Raw genomic sequence first — 26,599 nt, 5'->3', positions numbered from 1 at the left:
CGTTCCCTCTTATCGCTTCAAAATATCTAATTGATCCCAAATCTCATCGACACGCGCCCGGATTTCATCACTCATGACTATCGAACGTCCCCACTCCCTTTGTGTTTCTCCCGGCCATTTATTTGTTGCATCCAATCCCATTTTTGAGCCAAGCCCAGAAACCGGTGATGCAAAATCGAGATAGTCGATTGGTGTATTTTCTATTAAGACAGTATCCCGTTGCGGATCCATTCGCGTCGTTATTGCCCAGATGACATCATTCCAATCTCGCGCATTAATATCATCATCGCAGACAATAACAAATTTTGTGTACATAAATTGTCGCAGATATGACCAGACCCCCATCATGACTCGCTTGGCATGCCCTGCATATTGTTTTTTAATCGTAACGACAGCAAGCCGATAAGAACATCCTTCCGGCGGTAGATAAAAATCGACAATTTCAGGAAATTGCTTTTGCAGAATTGGGACCAGCACTTCATTCAATGCCACTCCCAATACAGCAGGCTCATCCGGTGGACGTCCTGTATAAGTGGAGTGATAGATGGCATCACGGCGCTGAGTAACGTGTGTAATGGTCCATACCGGAAACATATCTACTTCATTATAATAACCAGTGTGGTCACCATACGGCCCTTCTGGAGCCATTTCGCCCGGCTCGATATACCCTTCAAGGATAATTTCAGCACTCGCAGGCACTTCCAAATCATTGGATAAACATTTCACCACTTCTGTTTTATGCCCACGTAACAGCCCGGCAAAAGCATATTCAGACAACGTATCAGGGATAGGAGTGACAGCCGCCAAGATTGTGGCAGGATCAGCTCCCAGTGCAACAGCAACAGGGAATCGCTCACCTGGGTGTGCCTGACACCATTCCTGAAAATCAAGCGCACCACCACGGTGTGATAACCACCGCATGATAAGTTTATTTTTCCCCAAAACCTGCTGACGATAGATACCCAGATTCTGACGCTCTTTATTTGGCCCTTTGGTTACAGTCAACCCCCATGTTATCAGAGGCGCAACATCTTCGGGCCAGCAGTGCATCACAGGAATACGGGTCAAATCAACTTCATCCCCCTCCCAAACCTGTTCCTGACAAGGCGCAGAACTAAGACGCTTAGTTGACATATTCAAAATTTGTTTGAATTTTGGCAGCTTACCTACCAGGTCACGAAAACCTTTCGGTGGCTCAGGCTCTTTAAGGAAAGCCAATAATTTGCCAACATCGTGCAACGCCTTAACATCATCCTGCCCCATTCCCATCGCAACCCGCTTAGGAGTACCGAACAGATTACATAAAACTGGCATTGAATATCCCTTTGGGTTTTCAAACAACAAAGCAGGGCCACCGGCACGAAGAGTACGATCCGCGATTTCTGTCATTTCCAGATAAGGATCAACTTCCATACGAATTCGTTTTAATTCACCAGATTGCTCCAGCAGGGAAAGAAACTCTCTCAGATCGCGGTATTTCATATTGTTCAATTGTGCCAGTTTGCAAGGAGGGAGAAACATTATAAGCCTTCCCATAAAGGTTACAAGGTAAACTCATAACTTTCTAAAAATCAATGAGTTTATTGTAATCTTGTGGATTAGGTTGCTGAGATATAATGAAACATTACCCAGACCCCATACCTGTCTGTCAAATTGTTCAGAAAACTGTTCATTATGCTAAAAGATTTTAAACCTTCCATTTCTGTCACTGAAAATAGTGCTATTCTTTTAGCATGGATCTTTTCGATATACCTATTGATATAATTCAATTGATTTGAATGGTAAATCCTTTGTTGATTTCATCTATAAAAACAAAATAAATTAATAAGCATACATAAAAGTGGTCAATGTGCAGTTAAATGCTATAAAACATGAACTTTTACTGACAAGAAATACCTACTGGCTATAAGACCATGTTTTTTTTGCTAAACGCGTTTTCACTTTATAGGTGATCCTTGTATATCAGTTTTGTTACGCTTCACTTTATAGATGATCCTGGTATATCGGTTTTGTTATGCTAAGTACATTGTGTAATGGAGTCGGAATATTATGGGAAATTGGTATCTTCTTTACTGTAAACGCGGGCAAATCTCCCGGGCGATAGAAAACCTGGAGCGACAAGATGTTATTTGCCTGACACCCACAGCCAAAATTGAAAAAATCGTTCGGGGCAAAAGGACAACCGTAACCGAACCCCTCTTTCCGAACTACCTCTTTGTGAATTTTGATCCGGAGGTTATTCATACCACTACCGTCAATTCAACACGTGGAGTCAATCATTTTATCCGCTTTAGTACATATCCAGCTATTGTTCCACAACCGTTAATCGATGAATTGATGAGCGCAACCGAACAGGAATTTACCGCACCAGAAACTCCTGTTTCTGGTGATACTGTACTGATAACTGAAGGTATTTTTGAAGGTATTCAGGCCATTTATAATGAACCGGATGGAGAAACCCGTTCTATTCTTCTGTTGAATATACTCAATAAAGAAGTCTCCAAGGTGTTGGATAATAAACAGTTCGTTAAAGTCTGATTCAATTGAATTCTTGTCAGACCGTCATAAATACCTCCATTTTTGAGTAAGGGATATTTGTGGCGGTTTTTCTCATTAAAATCATAGCAAAAAATAACCAATAACTATTAAAGGTTATATAGTGGGTCATGTATTGAATAGTTAGTGATTGTGATATGCTCTGACTTTTTAAGGGTGGAGTATGGCTAAAGTTGACGTTTATTGTCGTTATTGTCACACATCAGAACAGGTCAAAGGGCATGGAAAAGGAAATGGCGGCCATCCCCGTTATCGCTGTTATGCCTGCTGTAAGGTCTTTCAGTTGGAATACACCTATCAAGCCTGTAAACCCGGCGTTAAAGAACAGATTATCGAAATAGTGGCGCATGTTTTTGGGGAGCGCAGCCGGAAAACATTAGACAATCTGCTTACCCTTTTATCGCCCTTTCATATTCGGTTTTATTGTACGGATGATTATGCGGTGTATGACAGCCTCCCGGAAGAAGAACACCTGACCGGGAAGACATTCACCCAACGTTTAGAAAGAAACAATTTAACCCATCGAACCCGGATAAAAAGACTGAATCGAAAAACGATAGAGTATTCTAAATCAGAGGAAATGCACGATAAAGTGATTGGTACTTTCATTGAGCGTGAGAACTATTTTTAATAAGAGATCTGACTATTTAATACATAACCCAAGATTATTCATTAACCCGCTTATATCATGGGAAACTCCCTGCTTCTATCATGTTTCAGCCACCTACTAATTTATTTACTCAACGAGAATGGGATGCCATTTTTCTCTCTTTGCATAAATATACCAGTAAACAAATTGGTAGAATATTAAATATCTCCTATCGTACTGTTGAAAACTATACAGCACAAATATATAGAAAAGTTGGTGTTAGCTCCGCTCAACAATTGGAAGAATACTGTCGACTGAATAATTTCGATCTCTATGTACCTGAAAGATTTTTACAACCCGAAAGCCGTATTTTCATTTGAATTTCAGATATTGGCAATACCCACAAACCAACAAGTGATCTGCATCCCATTTTCGCGATCTGATGCAAATTTGCATTGATCATTATTTGATCGCGACCTATTTGTTGTTCAACAATTTAAAACAATAATACAACAATCCATGCAATTTAAACCAACAATAGAACAACACTTCATTTATCCAAAGGGGAAGTAAAAGATGCAGTACACAATCAATTTTTGGCCCTTAATCGGGATCGTAGTCATCATGGTCGGTTTTATTCTGAGGCTCAATCCTGTTTTGATTGTAACAATTGCAGGGCTGGTTACTGGGTTAGCCGCCGGTATGCCAATCCTCGATATTCTGGAAAAACTCGGTTCCGGGTTTCTTAATACACTCAATCTATCGCTGACTATTTTACTGCCCTTAGTCATCATCGGTCTGCTGGAAAGGCATGGGTTAAAAGAACAAGCCCAACGTACAATTGCCCATATCAAAAGCGCCACAGCAGGACGTTTATTGATAATCTATTTATTTGTACGTGAAACCTCTGCTGCTCTGGGATTAACCAGTCTGGGCGGGCATCCACAAATGGTTCGTCCACTGTTGGCACCTATGGCAGAAGGGGCTGCCGAGAATCAATATGGTGATTTGCCTGACCATATCCGTTACCGGATCCGTGCTATGTCCGCTGCAACAGATAATACCGGATTATTTTTCGGTGAAGATATTTTTGTCGCATTCGGTGCCATTATATTTATGCACAATTTTATGCTGAACTCCGCTGGCATCCAGACTGAACCTCTGCATATCGCCATGTGGGGCATTCCGACCGCTATTTGTGCTTTTTTAATTCATTCAGTTAGGCTCTATCGCCTTGATAATCGGCTTGCCAAAGAAATTGCTTCCCTGAACCAGACGCCTTTAAACCCGATAAAGCAGGCCAGTAAGGAGGCAAGATAATGTTTCAATTACAGTATCTCTACTACTTAGCAGGGGTTATTTTACTTATCGTTACTGTAATGTCCTGGCGCGATAAAGCCAATCCCCGTCGCTTGACTACCGGCCTGTTTTGGGGACTTTATGGCTTTATTTTTCTATTGGGAGACTGGAGCTACCGTCTGATAGAGATCTGGATCAGCAACGAAACTCATGCAACAAGAATTGTCCATATCGGAGTGGGAATTCTGATGGTGGTAATGGCTCTGCTGGCAGGGTTTGGTGGAGTACGTTTAGGTAACTACCACCAACCTACACCAAAACAGCGGCAGGAAAGTGCAGCTCGTCTCGGCAATCGCTTATTTTTACCCGCTGTGCTTATTCCCGTTATCACTATGATTGGCGTTTTGCTGTTTAATCATGTCCCAGAATTAGAACGAGCCATTTTTGGCGAAGGTAATCATACAACGCTGGTTACACTGTTTTCTATTAGCCTCGGCTGTCTGATCGCATTGGTCATCACCATATATATCACCCACGAAAAAATCATGCAGCCTATGCAAGAAACTCGCCGATTGTTGGGCTCTATCGGCTGTGTGTTCATTTTACCGCAAATTCTGGCAACTCTCGGATTACTGTTTACTGCCGCAGGCGTGGGCACAATTATTTCCCATCTGACGGAGAGTTATCTGGCTGTCGATAACCGATTTATCGCTGCAATCACGTATGTATTTTGCATGGCATTACTGACCATGATCATGGGAAATGCTTTTGCTGCTTTTCCCATTGTGACAGCGGGAATTGGTATTCCTATTCTGATCTTGCAACATGGAGGCAATCCGGCAGTGATGGCAGCAATCGGGATGTTTTCCGGCTATTGTGGTACGTTGATGACACCAATGGCAGCAAATTTTAATCTCGTCCCTGCCGCGCTATTGGAGCTGCCAGATCGAAATGCCGTTATTAAGGCGCAAATTCCTACGGGATGTATTTTGCTGATTACCAACGTGTTTTTACTCTATTTTCTGATGTTTATATAAAACAATTAGTTATAAATACATTAGTTATAAAAACATATTTATAAAATAACGACAGGAAACAACTATGAAAACAATTTTAATCACTGGTTTTGAGCCTTTTGGGAGCGAAACCATCAATCCTTCATGGGAAGCAATAAAACCACTACAAGGTAACCAAATTGCCGATGTAAATATTGAAATTCAGCAACTCTCCTGTATTTTTGATACTTCACTGGAACAATTTTATGCCGCTATTGATAATTATCAGCCAGAAGTGGTAATTTCTGTCGGGCTGGCAGGAGGCAGGACAAATATCAGCATAGAGCGGGTCGCAATCAATATTAACGATGCCAGAATTGCTGATAATGCAGGTAAACAGCCAATTGATACCCCCGTTATTGCCGGAGGCCCTGCGGCTTATTTCTCCAGCCTCCCTATCAAAGCAATAGTCAATGAACTGAAGACAGCAGGTATTCCAGCTTATGTCTCTCAAACAGCCGGTACTTTTGTCTGTAACCATGTGATGTATGGCTTATTACATTATCTGTCACACAAATACCCAACTGTTCGTGGAGGATTTATCCATGTTCCTTATTTACCGCAACAAGCAGCAGAGCATATTAAAATGCCAAGTATGTCTCTGGAAACAATGACTATCGCATTGAAAACAGCTATTGAGATAGCCTGGAAAAATAAATCGGATATTGTTGTGACAGGTGGTACAACTCATTAAGTTTGCCACTACGTTGTATACTCTCTATTTCAAGTTGCAGCTTTTATTGGCTGCATCTTGAGACTCATAAGCTATACAGGCTTTTTAGGGATCAAGTGTGAAAATATAAACATTAATCCGACCAAAACAAGGACAATAATAAACCCTTTTTCGTTAAATATATCCATCGAAATACCCGTCATTAAAGGCCCCATAAGACTGCCAATGCTCCAAATAATGCCAAATAGGGAATTTATAGTAATTAGTGTCTGACCTGAATATTTTTTCCCGGCTCTCACCAATGATAAGGTATAAATCCCGCCACCAAATGCTCCCATAATGATGACATCAACCCATAAAAATAAGGAGCTTACAGTAAGTGGTAATGCTAATAAGCTAAAAATAAAAACCACTCCACAAATAATATGCATCCTTTGATGATTAGTTTTATCTGCAAGCCACCCTATAGGAACTTGAAAAATTGCGTCACCCAAAAAAATTACTGTTATCAGGGTAATGGTAATTTTTTCGTGAATTCCCAATGACAAACCATATAGTGGAAACATGGATAATGTCGCTGCATCAAAAAAGGAAAAACAAAAAACACCCATCATAAGACAGGGTGCAGACATAATTAATGGCAAGGCAGGATATCTTACTTCTTGATTTGTTTCTGCCCGTTGTGATAAGGATGCTGAAGGATTTATTAATATAAGTACAATGCAAACAAGAGAGAATAAGCTCAGTAATGTTGCAGGAATAAGCGAGATAATACCAACGATAGAAATCAATAATGGCCCCAGTAATTGACACCCGGTAAATACTGAAGTGTATAACCCCATTAATGTTCCTTTATAGTTATCACTGACATTATCGCTAATCCAGGATTCTCCAACAACCACAATGACACCACAAGCAAAGCCCATCAAAAACCGAGGAATGGCAAGGTAATATACTTGGTTTAAGTAAGTGGAAAATAAAGTAGAGACGGCAAGTAACAATAAACTAAAACTCAATAAATTATTTAAATTAAATAAACGAGTCAATGTTGGAATAATCATGGAAGAAATCAGCATTCCTACCGCGGGTAATGCTGACACTATACCTAATGTCGTTGAAGTGTGATTTTGTCCTGCCAGCTTTAAACTGACCATCGGTAATGTATATCCCATCGCTAATCCCACGAGAGACGCTCCCAATATAATGGATACCATATATGATTTATTAATGCTGGCAGTCATTTTTATTTTTTTACCTGTTGTGCGGTTCAACCAGATACTGATATATATCCCTTTGTGGCAATGTATTTCCATTAATTCTATTACCATCATACCAAAGGCATGATGCAGCAGGTCCCTGTCCACCATATGGAAGATAACCATGCTCCTCTAAATGTAAATCAGTATTGTGGAGAATGCTATCCGGTAAGTGTAACTTTTTATTTAATTCATGATTAATATAATCGCTTGTACCAAATAAAGAAATGTACATAGCATTAGCAGAGTAACTTGGATGAGAAAAATAATCTATTAATTGCTGATCTAACTGATATCTTTGCAAAAAGAAAACAGGAGCAAAAAACTCTTTGTAATTACCACCTAAAACCAGCGGTTTTTCAAATACAGTCGGTTTTATCATACCATTTATAGGATTTATTTCTCCTCCATAAGTACAATAACTTCTGTTCATTTTAAATATTGATGCAATCTTTATACTGTGATCGATATCACTGTTAGGACCTACTATATTCTCATAATCAGAATAAGGACCTACTTTATCTTCAATTTCTTTCAAACTCGAAATTAATTTATCCTTAAACACATCATATATATCATTGTGTACCAATATAGAATTGGGGCCGGCACAATCTTGCCCTTGATTATAGAGCACAACTCGCCTGGCACTTTCGATAGCTAAATCTATATCCGCATCCTTTGATACAACAAGGGGATTATGTCCTGCCCCATTTAAGATAAACAATGTGTTTTTTCTAAAATGTTTGCGAACTTTAATTGCGTTTTCTGGTGTACCGGTAAAAATAACAGCATCAGTTACTTTTACTCTTTTACTTAAAAATAACTCTTTATCTTCATAGGAAACTGAAAATGATTCAGATATTTTTGATAGATCAATAACCTTTTCAAATTTTTTATAATGGGGATGCATCGCTGTAGGTGGGCGAATACAAACATTTTCAGCCATAAGAGAAGGTATAAAACCAAAACACACAGAAGCGTAAATTGGTTGGTTCAGAGGAAGAAATGATGTAATACCGTAGACTTTCTTTTGAAAAAATTTTTCGTTTTTTTCAATATTCTCTAAAAGATCTACTGAGCGATAAATTTCATCCTCAGTGACGATTTTACATTGGTATTCAGAAAAAGCGTCAATCAGGGAGCTTGTCTGTTTTTTCAACTCATGAGATAAAGCATTACATTTTTCTCTAATTTGATGAAAATTAATTTTACCGAATAATTTTGTCATATGTGATTTTTCATCCTGATACAGATTTCTTATAATGGATGGTTCTATTTTTATGTTTCCACTTTCTTTTTTTATTTTTTGTGGATGATCAAAACATTCAATTATTTCTTTTGTATCATTCACCTCTATCCAGGTCTTTATTCTTGGACCGCAGATATCACCAAATAACCCCCTATAAAGTAAATTCCATATTTTTGGGTTATCCTTTTCTGGGAAAAGATTTTCGTAGGTATCAAATATAAGTTTTAATATATCTTCCTTACAAAAGTATTTTCCTGTTTTTATCGATTCTGCGATAACAGAAAAATACTGCTCCTCTTTGCCTGTTGTTAACCCTTTGTTATTATTTTTATTAATTTTCAAATAATAATTATAACTAATTGTTAGTTCATTTTCTGATATAAATTCTCCTTCTCTTTTATATAAATCAAGAAATTTTCTCGCTGATGCAAGGCTGGTTGGTTTTGATGATTTTAATATTCTGGATATCTTTAAAAAAGATAAACGTTTTTTATTTTTGTTCAAAATATTTACTTGATCATTCAATCCAGGAAACTGTTCTATATAAAATCTAGTGGCTTTTTTAGGATTTTTTGATAAGTGAATTTGAATAGCATCTTGTGTAAGGAGATTTCTAGCATCACTCAGAGAGAAGCCATTACCTTTTGATTTAGATATTTTTTCCCCAGAAGAGTCCAGAAAAAGTCCATATTTGTAAAAACGTGGAGTAGGTTTATGTAATGCACCGAAAATCTGACGAGCAACAGCCGCTGAATCTGTCAGATCTTCTCCATGCATTTCAAAATGAATATTCCTATGTAGCAAACGCATGCTCCAGTCAGCTTTCCATTGGAGTTTAGATTTCCCATTTAGTATTGAAATTGTTTGCTCTTGATCTAATATTTCATCCTGATAAAGCTCTCGAAGTTCCACACCATATTCATACCCAGGTTTATTTACTATTTCTTCTGAAGGTATATAATAGGTTATCTCTCCATCATCTGGATTTACATTTGTTATAACAATATGCTCAAGTATTTTGCCTGTTTTTTCAGAAATAGGCATTATGATGTTATATGTTCTTTGCCTTAAATAACCTGTAGATTCTTTGCATATCTGATTGATAATTGAAAAATTTCTTAGAAAAAATTTAATTGTATCGTTATAGTCTCCATTGCTATAAGCCAGAGAGTTTTTTATTATATTACAATCTATATCATACTCTTTGACAAGTTCCAATAATCGTGTTTCCGCCATCTCTGAGAATGAAGAGTATAAGCCGAATGGGTCTGGAACTTTATTTACGGGCAGACCTAAATAACTTTTTAACCTTTCTGGATTAGGTACATTAGTTGGTATTTTTCTGAACGGATCCAAATCGTCTGAAATAAGATAAAAATTAACTTTTCTACCCAATTTGTTGAGTTCTTTTTTTACTAAATTGGTACGAATTATTTCACAAAGCGTTCCTATATGAGGAATTCCTGTTGGACCAAATCCAGCACCAATATTAATTTCCTTTCCGTAGGGAATTGTATCATGTATTTCTGATGCTTCCGTAAAATACCATTTCATAAATAATCAACTCCTATACGAATGATTATATATTTTTTGCAACGGATATAAACCAGATTAAAAATCTGATTATTTCACCTCAAAATCATTTTCGATGAAAATGAATATAATAAAATTTAATAGGCTTATTGTAGTTTTGATTTAACTAAAAAAAATAATACGCCTATGGTTTTTGAAGTCAACTGGTGATTATTGTCTTTCATTTTTGTTATTTTATAAGACGATTTATATTTTTGATTATTTATTTTTTGATATCCTGATTCATATAAAAATCAAGGGCATAAAATAATTTAAAATATAATGTTAAAAAAATAAAATAACAATAAATTATATTTAATAGAATTGATAATTTCTGAAATCTTTCAACTAAAGAATAAGACAAAAGTTAGAAGTAAATTAGCCACTGTATACAGTGGCTAATCAGTCAGTTATTACTACACTAAAAACGGAAGGTTCAGAAAGGTAATAGTTGATAGAGATTCAACAACCAGATAACAATCACGGCAAAAATCGCGGCGATAATATCATCCAGCATAATACCAACCCCACCTTTGACGTAACGGTCAAACCAGCGAATCGGCCACGGTTTCCACATATCGAAAATACGAAATACCACAAAAGCCACTAAAACCCATTGCCAGTTGAGGACGGGGATAGCCATTAATGTGATCCACATTCCGATGAATTCATCCCAGACCACACACCCCGGATCTTCAACCTGTATAGCATCCGCCGCTTTCTGGCAGATAACACAACCAATAATTGTACCTGACAAAATAGCCAGCCAGATCCCCCATTGGGGTAACTGTGCCAACAATAACCAAAATGGGACAGCAGCGACTGAACCCATGGTGCCCGGAATAATCGGCGATAAACCACTGCCGAATCCGGTAGCCAGCAAGTGCCACGGATTGCTCATCCTCAAACGACGTTTTGCATCATCCATGAGTCCCCTCCGTTTGGTCATTCTCTTCACGCTCTGATGTCTGGCAATCTTCTACCGGCTTTTTCTCAGTTTTAAAATGGTCGAATCCTTTCAGATCCAGTTCAATTTCTTCATTATTGTTAAAATAGCGGATACCTTCTGATTCTGGTCTGATTTGCCCGATACAGCAGAAACTGGCTCCTGTATGTGCCAAAGCCATATTCAATGCGCCACGATTCAGTTCAGGTACAGTAAAGCACAACTCGTAATCCTCTCCACCACTTAATGCCAAACTTAGTGCCTGCTCTGGCGGAACATATTTCTGCATCGCCTCAGAATAAGGCAGTGCATCCAGGTTAATACGCGCACCACACTGACTGGCAGTCAGAATATGATTCAAATCGGAAATTAAGCCATCTGATAAATCAATGGCAGAAGAGGCCAAACCACGCAATGCCTGCCCCTGCAAGATCCGAGGCTGTGGACGGAGATGGCGCTTGAGAAGCCAGTTTTGGATAGCTGTTTCTTCGATTGTCAGACGATCCTGCAATAAGGCAAGCCCTGCTGCACTATCACCCAAAGTTCCGGTCACATAAATCCAATCACCATTTTTGGCACCGGTACGACGTAGTGCTCTGCCAGCCGGAACCAGTCCATGTACAGTCAGAGTCAGGCTCATCGGGCCTTTGGTTGTATCTCCACCAATTAACTGCATTCCGTAATAGTTCAGTTGTTCAAACAGACTATCACTAAACCGCTTTAACCAATCCTCATTGATAGCCGGCAAAGTCAGAGCCAACGATGCCCACGCAGGATCTGCTCCTACCGCAGCCAGATCACTGATATTGACAGCCAGAGCCTTATACGCCAGATCTTCTGGTGCAATATCAGGAAGAAAATGAATACCAGAAACCAACGTATCTGTTGTCACTGCCAGCTCTTGCTTTTCTGCAACGGTCATCAGCGCACAATCATCACCAATCCCTAGATTCACATCACGTCGGCGGATAACATGGCGATTGAAATAACGTGCAATGAGGTCAAATTCACCACATGCCATAATAGAATTCCAAAAAGTGACTGACGATGTGTACATAAGGCCGGGAAACCGGCCTTATGTTTAAAATCATCGAGTTATAATAGGGGCTATTGGCAAGCAATCACTTTTTTTTACGTGCTACCGGGCCAGCTTTGTCCAATACCCCATTCACGAATTTATGACTATCTTCGGCACCAAACGTTTTTGCCAATTCGATACCTTCATTAATAGCCACTTTATAGGGAACATCATCACGAAAGCTTAGTTCAAACATCGCAACGCGCAAGATGGCTTTTTCCACCTGACCTAACTCTTCAAGCTGGCGGGAAAGATAAGGAGCCATCAAAGCATCCAATTTTGCAGCATTGACCGCAACCCCGGACAACAATTCACGGAAATAGGTGACATCAACACCGGTTACATCCTGCTCTGACAGAAACTGCAATTCAACATCAGCGATGCTGTTTTTGGATAATTGCCATGAATAAATTGCCTGAACAGCACACTCACGAGCACGACGACGAGCAGCAGGTTTCACAAAATTCCCCTTAATTAAAACTAAAACACTTAAGCCTTGATGGCTTTAATTACATTAATCATTTCCAATGCGGTCAAGGCAGCTTCAGCTCCTTTATTGCCCGCTTTAGTACCCGCGCGTTCAATCGCCTGTTCAATATTTTCGGTTGTCAGAACACCAAACGTGACAGGAATGTTGCTGGACATTGCCACACTGGACAAGCCAGAACTACACTCACCGGCAACATATTCGAAGTGAGCCGTACCGCCACGGATAACAGTACCCAAGGCAATAACCGCATTATACTTTTCGGATTCAGCCAGTACCTTAACTGTCAACGGCAACTCATAAGCTCCGGGAACCCATACTACGGTGATATTGTCTGAAGAAACCTGACCGATGCGTTCCAGCGCATCCACGGCTCCTTCCAGCAGGCTGTCATTAATGAAGTTGTTAAAGCGGGCAATTGCAATTGCAATGCGGGCTTCAGGAGCTGCAACAACACCTTTGATTATGTTCATAGCCTTCCTTATATCTTATTAATATCCGCAAGGGCGCGGATCTTATCACATTCTTTTTCTCTGCGTCTTGATTTATGTTCAAAGTTAAATCAGAGCGCTTAGCACGGTCGTAAACGAAGACGCACATCAGGCCCAACCTGTTGTACATCCAGCAGCGTAAATTCTGGCGCATCCGATAATTTTTGCAGCTCAGGAATAGCAAACAGCCCACGAGCGCTGTTTCCCAATACTTTTGGAGCGATATAGAGGATCAGCTCATCCACCAAGCCCAAAGATAGCAAAGCACCTGCCAGCATTGGCCCACATTCAGCCCAGACCGAATTTATCTGATGTTTGCCAAGCTGCATCATCAGCAGAACCAAATCAACACCAGCGCCGTGTGCCGGTAATAAAATTCTCTCGATATTTTCAGGCCAGTACTGTCCATCTTTATCAGAATCTGTCGAGTCAGTGTGCACTAACCAACATTGCCCTGGTTGCTGAACAACTTGATGTTGTGGCGTCACACGATTTTGGCTGTCCACAATAATACGAACCGGTTGACGCAAGAGTTCTTGAGGATAAACAGACTGGGTTTCTGCATCCAGCTCATTCCAGCGAACCGTCAGTGAAGGGTCATCTGCTAACACCGTTGCGCTGGAACTCAGGATAGCACTGCACTGTGCCCGCAATTTCTGTACATCCTGCCGTGCTTCCGGTGAAGTGATCCATTTACTTTCACCCGATGCCAAGGCAGTACGCCCATCCAATGAGGCTCCCAGTTTTAATTGCAGATAAGGAAACCCAGTGCGCATGCACTTGAGAAATCCTTTATTCAGTATCTCGGCCTGTTCCATCATTAAACCATGTTCAACCGCAATACCTGCCTGCTGCAATTTATACAGACCACGTCCTGCAACTTGTGGATTAGGATCCTGCATTGCCACCACAACACGGCTTATACCTGCGGCAATCAAAGCATCAGCACAAGGAGGAGTTTTACCGTGGTGGCTACATGGCTCAAGAGTAACATAGGCCGTTGCACCTTTTGCTCTGTTACCAGCCATGCGAAGAGCATAAACTTCTGCGTGAGGTTCACCCGCACGTAAATGAAAACCTTCCCCTATTATTTGATCATCTTTGACGATGACACAACCCACGTTCGGGTTCGGGGATGTCGTAAAACGCCCCTGATACGCCAGTTCCAGCGCCCGGGACATATATGTTTCATCAAGAGTCATAGTGATGGCCTTTAATCTTGTAGTCTGGCGATCTCTTCACCAAATTCCCGAATGTCTTCAAAACTACGGTAAACAGATGCGAAACGGATATAAGCCACTTTATCGAGTTTTTTCAGCGCATCCATCACGAAATTGCCGATCATTTTAGACGGAATTTCCCGCTCTCCCGTAGCCCGGACCTGTGACTTAATGTGGCTAATCGCCATTTCCACATCATCAGAGCTGACAGGGCGCTTTTCCAGTGCCTTCTGCATGCCACGACGCAATTTTTCTTCGTCGAAAGGCTCCCGCATATCATCACTTTTTATGACTCTTGGCATCACCAGTTCTGCAATTTCAAACGTGGTGAATCGTTCATGACATTCGAGACACTGACGGCGGCGGCGCACTTGTGAGCCATCCCCTACCAGACGGGAATCAATAACTTTAGTATCAACGGCTGCGCAAAATGGGCAATGCATATTGTTTCCTGACAGTTAACCGAACAGACCGACAGTTTACCTTGAAGTGATAATGAAAAACACCCTGTCAGTAAGTACTCACAGGGTGTTTGAACAAGACAAACTATGTTATTAAAAACTATGCCATTACAGAAAAAATGATTAAGGAAGAATGGAAGGCTGATCCGCCCCTTCCTTCTCCACTTTCTGCACAATAATATGCTCACGCTTCATACCGAGTTTCAGCGCCAGCGCAGATGCAACATAGATAGAAGATGCTGTACCGATGGAAACTCCGATCAACATTACCAGTGAGAAGCCTTTCAGCATTTCACCACCGAATATATAAAGCATCACCACCACCAGCAACGTTGTCGCTGAAGTCATAATCGTACGGCTCAGGGTTTGAGTCAGAGAGACATTTACGATTTCATACGATGTACCACGGCGTATCTTACGGAAGTTCTCACGAATACGATCCGAAACAACAATACTATCGTTCAATGAATAACCGATAACGGACATCAACGATGCCACAATGGTCAGTTCAATTTCAATGTGGAATAACGACAATATACCTAATGTGATAATAACGTCATGAGCAAGCGCGATAACAGCTCCCAACGCCAGACGCCATTCGAAACGGAATCCGACATAAATCAGGATACAGATCAGTGCCACCAATAGCGCCATTGCTCCTGTTTGCGCTAACTCGCTTCCCACACTTGGGCCAACAAATTCAACTCGCTTAACAACCGCGTCTTTATCGATTTCTGCATTGATGACCGAGATAATTTTATTGCCCAGTTCCTGACCTGCATTACCTGTCACTGGCGGCATACGAACCATTACGTCACGACTACTGCCAAAGTTTTGCAACAGTGGATCTGCAAAACCATTTTTCGTCAGGCTTTCACGCATCTTATCCAGATCAGCTGGTTTACTCAGGTTAATCTCAATTACCGTACCTCCGGTAAAATCAATCCCCCAGTTAAACCCGCGAGTTGCTATCATTACGATAGAAGCAACCAACAGCAGAAACGAAACAGTAAAGGCAACGTTGTCCCAGCGCATAAAGTCGATGACTTTACGCCCATAGTTTAATTGTTCAACAGAGTAATCCTGTGCCACAACGTGCTCCTTAAATTGACAGCTTATTGATACGCTTACCACCATACAACAGGTTCACGATTGCGCGTGTTCCTACAATGGCAGTGAACATTGACGTCGCTACACCGATGCTGGTTGTGATCGCAAAGCCTTTGATAGAGCCTGTTCCCACTGCATACAAGATAACAGCGGTAATCAGCGTCGTCAGGTTAGCATCAATAATACTGGAAAATGCACCTTTATAACCTTCATGGATAGCCTGTTGTACGCTACGCCCGTTACGCAGTTCTTCTTTGATACGTTCGTTTATCAAAACGTTCGCATCCACCGCAACAGCCAGAGTCAATACAATACCTGCAATACCCGGCATCGTCAGTGTTGCTCCCGGTAACAAGGACATAATACCGACGATCAAGACCAAGTTTGCCAGCAACGCACTACTCGCTATCAGGCCAAATTTACGATAGTAAATCACCATGAACAGTACAGAAGAAATCAATCCCCACAAACAGGCTTCAAGACCTTGTTCAATATTCTGCATACCAAGAGTTGGCCCAATTGTGCGCTCTTCCACAATCTGGATTGGGGCAATCAGAGCACCTGCACGCAGCAATAATGCCAATTGGCGCGCTTCATTCGGGTTATTGATCCCGGTGATACGGAAACTATTACCCAAACGGGACTGAATAGTTGCGATGTTGATAACTTCTTCGTGCTTAGCCAGAATTGCCCGGCCGTTAGCATCTTTCTTACCGCTGTCTTTATACTCCACAAACAGCGTTGCCATAGGCTTCTGTAGGTTATCTTTGGTGAAGTTAGACATCGCAGTACCACCGGCACTGTCCAGTGAGATATTAACCTGAGGATACCCGTTCTCATCAGTACCCGATGTTGAATCGGTAATATGATCACCGGTCAGGATAACACGCTTGTACAACACAGCAGGGCTACCATCACGGGTATATTTCAGTTCTGAATCACCCGGAATACGGCCTGATGCAACAGCACTTTGGTCAACGTTGGTATTTACCAAACGGAATTCCAGCGTTGCAGTTGCCCCAAGGATTTCCTTCGCACGGGCAGTATCCTGAATCCCCGGTAGTTCAACGACAATACGGTCAGCACCTTGACGTTGTACCAAAGGTTCAGCAACCCCCAGTTGGTTAACACGGTTACGCAGGATAGTGATGTTCTGCTGTACAGCATAGGAACGAGCTTCACGCAAACGTTCATCACTCATAACCGCTTTCAGGGTACTGTTAGCGCCTGTCGAAAACACCAGGTCGCGGTGGCGGGGTGCAAGATAGCTTTCTGCTTTAGAGCGGGCATCATTATCACGGAAACGAATTTCCACACCGTAATTCTCAGCCTTACGGATAGTGGAATAAGCAATGCCTTGGTCGCGCAGTTCAGAACGCAGACTATCAATATTCTGCTCCTGAAGTTTACTCATGGCAGTGTCCATATCCACTTCCATCAGGAAGTGAACCCCTCCGCGCAGGTCTAAGCCCAACTTCATCGGCTCAGCGCCAATTTTGTTTAGCCAGATTGGGGTCGCAGGCGCGAGATTTAATGCCACAACATACTGTTCACCCAATGCAGAAACTAAAGCTTCACGAGCACGGAGCTGAATATCCTGGCTATTGAAACGAGCAAGAATTGCCCCATTTTCCAGTGCAATGGATTTGCTCTTGATCTGTTCTTTATCTAAAACATTACGGACTTGGTCCAGCGTTTTTTCACTGGCGGCGATACCTCGCGCGCCAGTGATTTGCACGGCCGGATCCTCACCATAAAGGTTGGGAAGTGCATAAAGCAGACCGATGAGGATCGCAGCGATCAGCATCAGATACTTCCACAAAGGATAACGGTTCAACACGGCAGTTCCCTTCGGGAAAATCGGAAAATTAAATAGCCTTCATTGTACCTTTCGGCAAAATGGCAGCGACGAAATCACGTTTGACAGTTATTTCTGTGGTGTCATTCAGGGCAATTACGATGTAGCCAGTTTCAGACACTTTAGAGACACGACCAACCAAACCACCAGAAGTCAGTACTTCATCTCCTTTGGAGATGGAATCCATCAGTTTTTTATGTTCTTTGGTGCGTTTTTGTTGCGGACGCAGAATCATGAAATAGAAAATCAAACCGAAAACAACCAGCATGATAATCAGAGAATATGGGTTTCCCTGAGCTTGCGCTGGCGCAGCAGCTGCCGCAGCTTCAGAAATAAAAAAACTCATCAAATATCCCTCATTGTTATCGAAAACATCATTTGCGAAGCATGTATTTTAAAAAATAGTTTTCAAAAACAAGTTTCAAAAAGTGGTTTCCGAAAAATGGATTGCGAAAAAATAGTTCTCGAAAAATTTGCCATCGAAAATCGATAATGGCTTGATCAAAAACCAGCCCAATATGCTACACACATTGAGGCTGGTTAGTCACGCCAAATTATACATTTAACGGTGGAACGGGTTTACCGATCCGCTGATAAAACTCTTCGACAAACTGTTCCAGTTTGCCCTCTTCAATGGCTTTACGGATCCCGGCCATCAAGCGCTGATAATACCTTAAATTATGTATTGTATTCAGCCTTGCACCAAGAATTTCGTTACAGCGATCAAGATGATGCAGATACGCACGGCTATAATTTCGGCAAGTATAGCAATCACAATGCTCATCTAATGGAGATGTATCTTCTTTATGTTTCGCATTACGGATCTTGATCACACCTTCTGTCACAAAAAGATGACCATTTCGGGCATTACGAGTTGGCATAACGCAGTCAAACATATCGATACCGCGACGAACACCTTCAACCAAATCTTCTGGTTTACCAACTCCCATCAAATAGCGTGGCTTATCTTGTGGAATTTGCGGGCAAACATGTTCTAAAATGCGATGCATGTCTTCTTTTGGCTCACCCACAGCCAGACCACCCACTGCGTAACCGTCAAAACCAATTTCCACCAACCCTTTGACAGAGACATCACGCAAGTCTTCATAAACACTGCCCTGAATGATACCAAACAGCGCATTTTTATTGCCCAGCTCATCAAAACGCTGACGGCTGCGTGCTGCCCAGCGCAATGACATTTCCATAGAGCGTTTGGCATAATCCCAATCCGCAGGGTATGGTGTACATTCATCAAAAATCATGACGATATCGGAACCCAGATCATATTGGATTTCCATTGATTTTTCCGGGCTGAGGAAAACAGGCGTTCCATTGATAGGATTGCGGAAATGAACGCCCTCTTCCTTGATTTTACGCATTGCCCCAAGACTGAAGACCTGAAAACCACCAGAATCAGTCAGGATCGGGCCTTGCCACTGCATAAAATCATGCAGATCGCCGTGCAGTTTCATGATTTCCTGGCCAGGACGTAACCATAAATGAAAGGTATTTCCTAACAGGATTTGAGCTCCTGTCTCTTTAACCTCTTCCGGTGTCATGCCTTTGACTGTGCCATAAGTTCCCACAGGCATAAACGCTGGTGTTTCCACTACACCCCGATCAAAAATCAGGCGACCACGGCGGGCACGCCCGTCCGTCTTTTGTAACTCAAATTTCACTTAACCTCCAGACATCAGAAAAACAGTCCGATGTGATGTTTAAAAATTGTTCAAACCAGCGGAGCTGGAGTGACGAAACTTTTTCTTTTGCTACTTCTTTTGAAGCCATAGTTCTTTTGCAGCCAGAGAATTACGATTAATAAACATCGCATCACCATAACTAAAGAAACGATATTTCTCAGCTACCGCTGCTTTGTAAGCACCCATGGTATTTTTATAACCCGCAAATGCAGAAACCAACATGATTAATGTAGATTCCGGCAAATGGAAATTAGTAATCAGTGCATCAACAACCTGATATTCAAATCCTGGGTAGATAAAGATTTGGGTATCATCGAAAAATGGAGCAATAAGATCATCCTGACAAGCACGGGCTGCACTTTCCAACGACCGGACTGACGTTGTTCCCACTGCCACCACTTTATTACCACGCGCTTTGCACGCCAGTACAGCATCAACAACGTTCTGCGGTACTTCTGCATATTCAGCGTGCATAACATGATCTTCGATTGTCTCTACACGCACAGGCTGAAAAGTTCCTGCCCCCACATGCAGGGTGACAAAAGCCATTTCTACGCCTTTTTCACGCAAAGCAGCCAAAAGTGGCTCATCAAAGTGCAACCCAGCGGTTGGTGCAGCAACCGCTCCCGGACGCTCATTGTATACCGTCTGATATAATTCCCGATCTGCCTCTTCATCAGGGCGAGCAATGTAAGGCGGTAACGGCATATGACCGATTTCATCTAAAATGGTCAATACATCTCGCTCGTCATCAAAACGAATTTCAAATAAAGCATCGTGGCGTGCCAACATAGTTGCTTTGATGCCGTTATTTGCACCAAAGGTATTGTCACCAAGCGATTTATCCTCGCCAAGGATCAACTCTGTGCCTTCTTTTGGTGCTTTAGATGCACGAACGTGAGCGAGTACTCGCTTATTATCCAGCATCCTTTCTACTAAAACTTCCAGTTTGCCACCTGTCGCCTTACGACCAAACAAGCGGGCAGGAATAACTCGGGTATTATTGAAAACCAGCAAATCTCCCGCTTCCAGTTTATCCAGCACATCAGTAAAAATGCCGTGTGTCAGCTCACCTGTTTCCCCGTTAAGGGAGAGCAAGCGGCAGCCACTGCGCTGTGATTGGGGATAGTGAGCAATCAGCTCTTCTGGCAGTTCAAATGTAAAATCAGCGACACGCATTTTATCTGTATCATTCAAAAAAACAGGCGGACTAGTCTAGTGCTGCACAGACAATGGTGCAAGAAAGAAGCATATTAGTTTGACCATTTACGCTATACTCTTCCCCATGAATTTTCTCGCACACCTGCATTTGGCAGCATTATCCGAAAGCCCTTTACTGGGTAATTTAATGGCAGATTTTGTCCGCGGCTCCCCAGAAGGCTTATTCAGCACCGATATTGTATCGGGTATTCGTCTGCACCGCAGAATAGACAGCCTGACAGATAATCATCCTTTGGTCATCGAAGCCCGGACGTTATTCCGTAGTGAATATCGGCGTGTGGCACCTATAACCCTTGATATCACCTGGGATCATTTTCTATCCCGACACTGGAATAAACTTGAAAAGAATTACTCTTTGCCGGAATTTGTTCACCTTGCCCACCACCAAATAAAGCCCCACCTCGGTTCCACTCCTGAAAAATTTCAGGAATTGAACCAATATCTCTGGTCACAAAATTTGTTGATCCGTTACGCTGATCTGACATGTATTGCTAATGTCCTGCAAAGTATGGCAAGGAGACGACCGAAATTATCAGCACTGGCAGGATCGTACCAAGATATTGAAAATCATTACTCTGATTTTGAAGCACTATTTTGGCAGTTTTACCCTGAAATGATGGTATTGGCAGCAGACAAATGCTTACTGGAATAGGAAACTTCTCCAAAACCTTGCACTTTTACCAAAGTGCTTTATCTTATTGTAGGCGAAAAGGAATTGAAAATAGATTATTAATAGGTAAAACCTATTATATCAATTGGTATTTTATCCTTTATTGCTATAGCCTAATTCCTTATGCTGTAACCCGTTTCCACAAATACCTAAGGGTAGAATCTTTTAAAATCACAGGAGTCAATTATGGTTTTAGTAACCCGCCAAGCCCCTGACTTTACAGCTGCTGCGGTTCTCGGTAACGGTGAGATCGTTAATAACTTCAACCTGAAAAAACATCTGAATGGTCGTCCAGCCGTTATCTTCTTCTGGCCAATGGACTTCACTTTCGTTTGTCCTTCAGAGCTGATTGCTTTCGATCATCGTTATGAAGAATTCCAAAAACGCGGTTTTGAAGTTATCGGTGTTTCTTTCGACTCTGAATTCGTTCACAACGCATGGCGCAAGACCCCAATCAATGAAGGCGGTATCGGCGAAGTCAAATACCCAATGGTTGCTGATATCAAACGTGACATCATGAAAGCATACGGTATTGAGCACCCAGAAGCTGGTGTTGCTTTACGTGGTTCTTTCCTGATCGATAAAAATGGTGTTGTTCGTCATCAGGTTGTTAACGATCTGCCACTGGGCCGTAACATTGACGAAATGCTGCGTATGGTTGATGCACTGCAATTCCATGAAGAGCACGGTGAAGTCTGTCCTGCACAGTGGGCTAAAGGTCAAGAAGGTATGGGCGCTTCCCCAGAAGGCGTAGCTAAATACCTGACCAAAAATGCTGACAAACTGTAATTTTCGTCAGTATTTAATCCCTTAACAGCATCATATTGTTAATGCATCTTTCAAACCAGCCGTATTATCGGCTGGTTTTTCTATGTGCTTTTCTATAGTTAGTTTTCATTATTTAAATTTTTCGAATTATTGACAGGCGCCCCAAAATTCACCTTTCCAAAATCCTGAGCTTTCTATAAGGTAACATCACAAATATTTAACAAAAACCTTATGATCTTTCGAGGTTTTTACCCAACAACCCGAAGATAAGGAGCAAAAAATGTCCAAGACATGGAAAATCTCGCTCATCGCTGTCTCGTTATTCGTATCCTCTACTCTTTATGCTGCTACCGAACTTGCTGTTGAAGCCAAACAAGGCATGGTAGTCAGCGCACAACATCTGGCATCACAAGTTGGTATTGATATCCTCAAGATGGGGGGTAATGCTATTGATGCTGCGGTTGCCGTGGGCTATGCAGAAGCTGTGGTCAATCCCTGCTGCGGAAATATCGGTGGAGGGGGTTTTATGACCATCCATCTGGCAGATGGCAGAGATACATTCATTAATTTCCGTGAGACAGCACCAGCGGCTGCCAGTGCCGATATGTATCTGGATAAAGAGGGTAATGTTCTCAAAGGTGCCAGCTTATATGGTTATAAAGCCATCGGTGTGCCTGGCACAGTTATGGGGCTGGATACCGCACTGCAAAAATACGGTACGTTAACCCGAGAGCAAGTCATGGCACCAGCAATCAAGCTGGCACGCGAAGGTTATATCCTGACCCGAGGTGATACGGATATTATGGACACCACTGTCAAACGCTTTACTCAAGATCCAGAAGCTGCCCGCATCTTTCTGCGCAAAGATGGAACACCTTTCCAGCCAGGAGACAAACTGGTTCAGACTGATTTGGCCAACACGCTGGAGATGATTGCTAAACAAGGGCCAGATGCCTTTTATCACGGTAAAATTCCACAAGTCATTGAGGAAACCTCAAAGAAATCAGGAGGGATCATTACAGCGACTGATTTTGCCAATTACACTATCACCGAAACTACACCAGTCACCTGTAGCTACCGCGGATATAAATTCATCTCTTCTCCTCCTCCTAGCTCCGGTGGCGTCACACTGTGCGAAATACTGAACATTGTTGAAGGTTATGATCTCAAATCCATGGGATTCAACTCTGCCGCCTATATCCATACATTAACGGAAGCTATGCGTCACGCCTACATAGACAGAAATACTTACCTTGGTGATCCTGCGTTTATCAAAAACCCGCTCGATCGTCTATTAAGTAAAAGCTATGCAGAATCTATCAGAAAAGAGATCCAGCCAAACAAAGCAACTCCGTCAAAACAGGTTCAGCCGGGTATTGGACCACACGAAAAACCAGAAACAACCCACTATTCTGTCGTAGATAAAAATGGTAACGCAGTATCAACAACCTATACCATTAATGGGCGCTTTGGTGCTGTTGTCATCGCCCCGGGTACTGGCTTTTTTCTGAACGATGAAATGGATGACTTCACCACTAAGGTTGGGGAAAAGAATATGTATGGATTGGTTCAAGGAGCGACCAATTCCATTGCCCCCGGTAAGCGCCCACTATCATCCATGAGCCCGACACTCGTGACCAAAGATAATAAAATTTTTCTGGTCTTAGGCTCTCCGGGTGGTTCAAGGATTATCTCTATCACCTTACAGGCTGCTTTGAATATCATCGAATTTGGTATGCCTCCACAAGAAGCCGTTAACAACCCGCGCATTCATCATCAATGGCTGCCAGATGAAGTCTATTATGAACAGCGTGGCCTTTCGAAAGACACCTTAAATTTACTGGAAAAAATGGGGTACAAGATGGTAGAGCAGACTCCATGGGGCGCAACTGAATTAATCATGATAGGTTTACCAGGTGCTGCCGGCGTTTCTCCAGTCGATTCATCAGGCAACGACTCCGCCGTCTCAGGCAAAGTTCGTGAAGGATATATCTATGGTGCCAATGATGTACGACGACCTGCTGGCGCCGCTATTGGCTACTAATTATTAGCAACTAAATAAGAACAATTAAACAATAACTTATTTTAGGGGCAATAAACGCCCCTGAAATAACGAATGAACTTCAATCAGATTGCGACCCATTTAAATAGCCAAATTATCCGTACTCATTTTGGCTATCTGTTCGGGATCTAAGGAAAAATCAGGCTTGTTCAGATTGCTTTTAATGACCACCTCCCATATAGACGCCGCACTAAAACAAAGGGTTTTGCCCGTATCTTCCAGAAGATGAACAACATCAGTTTTCAGTTTTTTCCGGTTCATATGCCATAAACAACAAGATGTTGGTATCTAACAGCACTTCCACTAAAAATATTTTCCTTCGAGCATATCAACAAGTTCTGCGCTGTTCATATCGTCAAAATTGGCGGGAACACTACCTTTGCCTTTGAGAAAACTAATTTGCGCTTAGGCTTCTCTTCTCTGTATGCGACGACTTTAACCAGTGCATGACCATTCTTGGCGATCACCACTGGTTCTCCAGTACGAGCAACTTTCTGAACAATTCTGGACAGGTTGGTTTTCGCATCGTAGAAGTTAACTTTTTCCATAACATCATCTCATTATGTACACATTTTGTGCATATTTGTTTTATTAGTCTAGTCAATTAGGTTAGACCAATTTATGGACTTATCGGCTGTCAAAGCTAGAACAAATCCAAGTAAAAAAGTAAGAATGAGCAGTTTGAATGCTCACCCTTTTTATTGTTTTGTCCGTTTTATTTTAGATTTTTTTCACACAATTCAGATAATGATAGATACGGCAATCAAAGCTGCTCCTGCTGAACTTCATGCTTTGGGATTTTTGTTGAACCTATGATGCGATCGTAGATAGCAAACACCATGACAGACAACAAAGTCGGCATTAACCATGCCAGCCCTTGCTCTGCCAACGGCAAATATTGCGCCCACGTTGGGAATAAGTGAACCAAATACTCAGACGCTTTAACCGCATCCAGGATCCCAAATACCAGACTAACCAGCATAGCTGGAGCCAGAATACGGGTGAAGTTATTCCACCAACGGTTGGTAAAACTCAATAATATCAGTGTAATACAAGGCGGATAAATTGCCGTAAGCACCGGAATTGAAAACGCAATCAGATGGCTCAACCCCAAATTGGAAACCAGCATAGAGAACAATCCCAGGCTCAGAACCAGAGTACGATAAGAGAGCGGCAGATAACGGCTGAAAAACTCAGCACACGCGCAGGTTAAACCGACTGCTGTTCCTATACAGGCAAGGAAAATCAATACCGCCAGTAAGAAGCTCCCATAATTACCAAAAGTATTCTGGACATAAACATGCAGGATCGCCGCACCGTTTTGAGCTGTCGGTATTAACGTTCCACTCACCTCCCCCAATTTGAACAAAGAGAGGTAAACCAGGGTCAGACAAAACCCTGCAATCAAACCCGCATACATGGCGTAACGGGTCAACAATACAGAAGACTCCACTCCTCTGGAGCGTGCAGCATTAACGATAACAATACCGAATACCATTGCCCCCAGTGTATCCATAGTTAAATACCCATTTACAAAACCATTTGAGAATGGGATTTCCTGGTAAGTATTAGAAGCAGGAATAGGACTACCAGCAGGCCACAATAATGTCGCAACACCCAGAATAGCCAACGCCAACATTTTGGCAGGTGCCAGTACACGTCCGATATTATCCAGTAATCTCCCCGGATAAAGTGCAATGAGGATCACCAGTAGGAAATAGATGACACTATAAATAAAAAGTGGAAGCTTACCGTCTCCTGCCAGCGGCGCAATACCTACTTCAAAAGAAACAGTTGCAGTTCTTGGTGTTGCAAACAGCGGTCCAACAGCCAGATAACAGATAGTCGCCAGTACTAAACCCGCTGTTTTACCGATAGGAGAACTCAGCGTTTCAATTCCGCCCCCTGCTTTCGCCAGAGCAATAACAGTAATGACTGGTAGGCCTACAGCTGTAATCAAGAAACCAGCAGCAGCAATCCAAACATACTCACCCGCCTGCAAACCAACCATAGGCGGAAAAATAATATTTCCCGCTCCAACAAACAGGGCAAAGGTCATAAAACCTAATGCCAAAATATCTTTAGATGATAAACGATATGCCATAGTGATTGATAATAAATTATTGTTAAATATTAAATATGAAATAGTAAATGCTATACATTTGGTTACCCATGTAAATAGAATAACTATCGCAAATACTGAAATTTTCATTGGTGAGACTAAATTCTTACTTTAAATTCGGGGAGCGTTTTATATTCAATGATACCCGTAAGATAC

24 protein-coding genes and 1 pseudogene are annotated in these 26,599 nt (G+C 41.9%); 9 read left to right on the top strand and 16 right to left on the bottom strand.

Annotated features, from left to right (window positions below; all coding sequences use genetic code 11):
• Positions 1 to 9: 9 nt before the first annotated feature.
• A complete protein-coding gene (gene ubiD, locus BDD26_RS04415; protein WP_115827490.1) occupies positions 10 to 1,482 on the bottom strand; it encodes a 4-hydroxy-3-polyprenylbenzoate decarboxylase in 1,473 nt (490 codons plus the stop codon).
• A gap of 567 nt (positions 1,483 to 2,049) precedes the next feature.
• Between ubiD and rfaH the strand changes: the two genes are divergently transcribed.
• From rfaH to pcp, 6 genes and pseudogenes are all read left to right on the top strand, one after another.
• Positions 2,050 to 2,538, top strand: coding sequence for a transcription/translation regulatory transformer protein RfaH (gene rfaH, locus BDD26_RS04410; RefSeq protein WP_038262939.1), 489 nt, complete (start codon positions 2,050 to 2,052; stop codon positions 2,536 to 2,538).
• 181 nt (positions 2,539 to 2,719) lie between these two features.
• Positions 2,720 to 3,187: an IS1 family transposase gene (locus BDD26_RS04405; protein WP_115825642.1), complete on the top strand. Its 468-nt coding sequence runs from the start codon at positions 2,720 to 2,722 to the stop codon at positions 3,185 to 3,187.
• 29 nt (positions 3,188 to 3,216) lie between these two features.
• Positions 3,217 to 3,525: pseudogene (locus BDD26_RS04400) on the top strand (helix-turn-helix transcriptional regulator); the annotation flags it as partial.
• Between the two features lie 196 nt (positions 3,526 to 3,721).
• The gene (locus BDD26_RS04395; RefSeq protein ID WP_038265816.1) at positions 3,722 to 4,465 is read left to right on the top strand and encodes a DUF969 domain-containing protein; all 744 of its coding nucleotides are present in this window, start codon (positions 3,722 to 3,724) and stop codon (positions 4,463 to 4,465) included.
• The gene (locus tag BDD26_RS04390) at positions 4,462 to 5,481 is read left to right on the top strand and encodes a DUF979 domain-containing protein (protein ID WP_211305506.1); all 1,020 of its coding nucleotides are present in this window, start codon (positions 4,462 to 4,464) and stop codon (positions 5,479 to 5,481) included. The genes BDD26_RS04395 and BDD26_RS04390 overlap by 4 nt, the downstream gene beginning before the upstream one ends.
• A 64-nt stretch (positions 5,482 to 5,545) precedes the next feature.
• Entirely contained in the window at positions 5,546 to 6,193 is a 648-nt protein-coding gene (gene pcp, locus BDD26_RS04385) for a pyroglutamyl-peptidase I (protein WP_115825640.1), read from the top strand.
• Positions 6,194 to 6,264: 71 nt separating this feature from the next.
• Here the strand turns inward: pcp and BDD26_RS04380 are convergent, their stop codons facing one another.
• The 13 genes from BDD26_RS04380 to queA all read right to left on the bottom strand — a co-directional run bounded on the left by BDD26_RS04380 (position 6,265) and on the right by queA (position 20,779).
• Positions 6,265 to 7,485 (bottom strand): MFS transporter, encoded by a 1,221-nt coding sequence (locus tag BDD26_RS04380; RefSeq protein WP_342353457.1) that lies wholly within the window; start codon positions 7,483 to 7,485, stop codon positions 6,265 to 6,267.
• Positions 7,424 to 10,231: an aldehyde dehydrogenase family protein gene (locus BDD26_RS04375; RefSeq protein WP_115825638.1), complete on the bottom strand. Its 2,808-nt coding sequence runs from the start codon at positions 10,229 to 10,231 to the stop codon at positions 7,424 to 7,426. Before BDD26_RS04375 ends, BDD26_RS04380 begins: the two co-directional genes overlap by 62 nt.
• 454 nt (positions 10,232 to 10,685) lie before the next feature.
• Positions 10,686 to 11,177: a phosphatidylglycerophosphatase A gene (gene pgpA / locus BDD26_RS04370; protein ID WP_038262927.1), complete on the bottom strand. Its 492-nt coding sequence runs from the start codon at positions 11,175 to 11,177 to the stop codon at positions 10,686 to 10,688.
• Positions 11,170 to 12,216, bottom strand: a complete 1,047-nt coding sequence (gene thiL, locus BDD26_RS04365) for a thiamine-phosphate kinase (RefSeq protein ID WP_038262925.1) — start codon at positions 12,214 to 12,216, stop codon at positions 11,170 to 11,172. Before thiL ends, pgpA begins: the two co-directional genes overlap by 8 nt.
• Positions 12,217 to 12,316: 100 nt before the next feature.
• Positions 12,317 to 12,733: a transcription antitermination factor NusB gene (gene nusB / locus BDD26_RS04360; protein WP_047678391.1), complete on the bottom strand. Its 417-nt coding sequence runs from the start codon at positions 12,731 to 12,733 to the stop codon at positions 12,317 to 12,319.
• Positions 12,734 to 12,762: 29 nt separating this feature from the next.
• Positions 12,763 to 13,233 carry a 6,7-dimethyl-8-ribityllumazine synthase gene (gene ribH, locus BDD26_RS04355; RefSeq protein WP_115825637.1) on the bottom strand — a complete coding sequence of 157 codons (471 nt, stop codon included), beginning with the start codon at positions 13,231 to 13,233 and terminating at the stop codon, positions 12,763 to 12,765.
• 98 nt (positions 13,234 to 13,331) lie between these two features.
• A complete protein-coding gene (ribD, locus tag BDD26_RS04350; protein WP_115825636.1) occupies positions 13,332 to 14,453 on the bottom strand; it encodes a bifunctional diaminohydroxyphosphoribosylaminopyrimidine deaminase/5-amino-6-(5-phosphoribosylamino)uracil reductase RibD in 1,122 nt (373 codons plus the stop codon).
• A gap of 11 nt (positions 14,454 to 14,464) precedes the next feature.
• Entirely contained in the window at positions 14,465 to 14,914 is a 450-nt protein-coding gene (gene nrdR, locus BDD26_RS04345; protein ID WP_038262912.1) for a transcriptional regulator NrdR, read from the bottom strand.
• Between the two features lie 141 nt (positions 14,915 to 15,055).
• Positions 15,056 to 16,024 (bottom strand): protein translocase subunit SecF, encoded by a 969-nt coding sequence (gene secF / locus BDD26_RS04340; protein WP_038262908.1) that lies wholly within the window; start codon positions 16,022 to 16,024, stop codon positions 15,056 to 15,058.
• Positions 16,025 to 16,034: 10 nt separating this feature from the next.
• Positions 16,035 to 17,882: a protein translocase subunit SecD gene (secD, locus tag BDD26_RS04335; protein ID WP_072022004.1), complete on the bottom strand. Its 1,848-nt coding sequence runs from the start codon at positions 17,880 to 17,882 to the stop codon at positions 16,035 to 16,037.
• A 28-nt stretch (positions 17,883 to 17,910) separates the two neighbouring features.
• Entirely contained in the window at positions 17,911 to 18,246 is a 336-nt protein-coding gene (gene yajC, locus BDD26_RS04330) for a preprotein translocase subunit YajC (protein ID WP_038262906.1), read from the bottom strand.
• 208 nt (positions 18,247 to 18,454) lie between these two features.
• A complete protein-coding gene (tgt, locus tag BDD26_RS04325; RefSeq protein WP_038262904.1) occupies positions 18,455 to 19,579 on the bottom strand; it encodes a tRNA guanosine(34) transglycosylase Tgt in 1,125 nt (374 codons plus the stop codon).
• Between the two features lie 90 nt (positions 19,580 to 19,669).
• On the bottom strand, positions 19,670 to 20,779 hold the full coding sequence (gene queA, locus BDD26_RS04320) for a tRNA preQ1(34) S-adenosylmethionine ribosyltransferase-isomerase QueA (RefSeq protein WP_115825635.1): 1,110 nt from the start codon (positions 20,777 to 20,779) through the stop codon (positions 19,670 to 19,672).
• 106 nt (positions 20,780 to 20,885) lie between these two features.
• Between queA and BDD26_RS04315 the strand changes: the two genes are divergently transcribed.
• The 3 genes from BDD26_RS04315 to ggt all read left to right on the top strand — a co-directional run bounded on the left by BDD26_RS04315 (position 20,886) and on the right by ggt (position 24,303).
• Entirely contained in the window at positions 20,886 to 21,473 is a 588-nt protein-coding gene (locus BDD26_RS04315; protein WP_038262896.1) for an acyl carrier protein phosphodiesterase, read from the top strand.
• Positions 21,474 to 21,677: 204 nt separating this feature from the next.
• Entirely contained in the window at positions 21,678 to 22,280 is a 603-nt protein-coding gene (locus tag BDD26_RS04305) for a peroxiredoxin C (RefSeq protein ID WP_038262893.1), read from the top strand.
• A gap of 259 nt (positions 22,281 to 22,539) precedes the next feature.
• Positions 22,540 to 24,303 carry a gamma-glutamyltransferase gene (gene ggt / locus BDD26_RS04300; RefSeq protein ID WP_115825633.1) on the top strand — a complete coding sequence of 588 codons (1,764 nt, stop codon included), beginning with the start codon at positions 22,540 to 22,542 and terminating at the stop codon, positions 24,301 to 24,303.
• A 365-nt stretch (positions 24,304 to 24,668) separates the two neighbouring features.
• Here the strand turns inward: ggt and BDD26_RS04290 are convergent, their stop codons facing one another.
• Both BDD26_RS04290 and brnQ read right to left on the bottom strand, forming a co-directional pair.
• Complete coding sequence (locus tag BDD26_RS04290; protein ID WP_244922649.1) at positions 24,669 to 24,869, bottom strand: type II toxin-antitoxin system Phd/YefM family antitoxin; 201 nt, start codon at positions 24,867 to 24,869, stop codon at positions 24,669 to 24,671.
• 215 nt (positions 24,870 to 25,084) lie between these two features.
• Complete coding sequence (gene brnQ, locus BDD26_RS04285) at positions 25,085 to 26,425, bottom strand: branched-chain amino acid transport system II carrier protein (protein ID WP_099119452.1); 1,341 nt, start codon at positions 26,423 to 26,425, stop codon at positions 25,085 to 25,087.
• Between the last annotated feature and the right edge of the window lie 174 nt (positions 26,426 to 26,599).

This window comes from Xenorhabdus cabanillasii, from assembly GCF_003386665.1.
Taxonomy (GTDB): Bacteria; Pseudomonadota; Gammaproteobacteria; order Enterobacterales; family Enterobacteriaceae; genus Xenorhabdus; species Xenorhabdus cabanillasii.
This window is presented reverse-complemented; position numbering and strand designations above follow the sequence as displayed.

Excerpts from the sequence above, each read along its gene's own strand:
- ubiD (WP_115827490.1), bottom strand. The coding sequence starts at position 1,482 with ATGAAATACCGCGATCTGAGAGAGTTTCTTTCCCTGCTGGAGCAATCT.
- rfaH (WP_038262939.1), top strand. The coding sequence starts at position 2,050 with ATGGGAAATTGGTATCTTCTTTACTGTAAACGCGGGCAAATCTCCCGG.
- BDD26_RS04405 (WP_115825642.1), top strand. The coding sequence starts at position 2,720 with ATGGCTAAAGTTGACGTTTATTGTCGTTATTGTCACACATCAGAACAG.
- BDD26_RS04395 (WP_038265816.1), top strand. The coding sequence starts at position 3,722 with ATGCAGTACACAATCAATTTTTGGCCCTTAATCGGGATCGTAGTCATC.
- pcp (WP_115825640.1), top strand. The coding sequence starts at position 5,546 with ATGAAAACAATTTTAATCACTGGTTTTGAGCCTTTTGGGAGCGAAACC.
- BDD26_RS04380 (WP_342353457.1), bottom strand. The coding sequence starts at position 7,485 with ATGGAAATACATTGCCACAAAGGGATATATATCAGTATCTGGTTGAAC.
- BDD26_RS04375 (WP_115825638.1), bottom strand. The coding sequence starts at position 10,231 with ATGAAATGGTATTTTACGGAAGCATCAGAAATACATGATACAATTCCC.
- pgpA (WP_038262927.1), bottom strand. The coding sequence starts at position 11,177 with ATGGATGATGCAAAACGTCGTTTGAGGATGAGCAATCCGTGGCACTTG.
- thiL (WP_038262925.1), bottom strand. The coding sequence starts at position 12,216 with ATGGCATGTGGTGAATTTGACCTCATTGCACGTTATTTCAATCGCCAT.
- ribH (WP_115825637.1), bottom strand. The coding sequence starts at position 13,233 with ATGAACATAATCAAAGGTGTTGTTGCAGCTCCTGAAGCCCGCATTGCA.
- ribD (WP_115825636.1), bottom strand. The coding sequence starts at position 14,453 with ATGACTCTTGATGAAACATATATGTCCCGGGCGCTGGAACTGGCGTAT.
- nrdR (WP_038262912.1), bottom strand. The coding sequence starts at position 14,914 with ATGCATTGCCCATTTTGCGCAGCCGTTGATACTAAAGTTATTGATTCC.
- yajC (WP_038262906.1), bottom strand. The coding sequence starts at position 18,246 with ATGAGTTTTTTTATTTCTGAAGCTGCGGCAGCTGCTGCGCCAGCGCAA.
- queA (WP_115825635.1), bottom strand. The coding sequence starts at position 20,779 with ATGCGTGTCGCTGATTTTACATTTGAACTGCCAGAAGAGCTGATTGCT.
- BDD26_RS04315 (WP_038262896.1), top strand. The coding sequence starts at position 20,886 with ATGAATTTTCTCGCACACCTGCATTTGGCAGCATTATCCGAAAGCCCT.
- BDD26_RS04305 (WP_038262893.1), top strand. The coding sequence starts at position 21,678 with ATGGTTTTAGTAACCCGCCAAGCCCCTGACTTTACAGCTGCTGCGGTT.
- ggt (WP_115825633.1), top strand. The coding sequence starts at position 22,540 with ATGTCCAAGACATGGAAAATCTCGCTCATCGCTGTCTCGTTATTCGTA.
- BDD26_RS04290 (WP_244922649.1), bottom strand. The coding sequence starts at position 24,869 with ATGGAAAAAGTTAACTTCTACGATGCGAAAACCAACCTGTCCAGAATT.
- brnQ (WP_099119452.1), bottom strand. The coding sequence starts at position 26,425 with ATGGCATATCGTTTATCATCTAAAGATATTTTGGCATTAGGTTTTATG.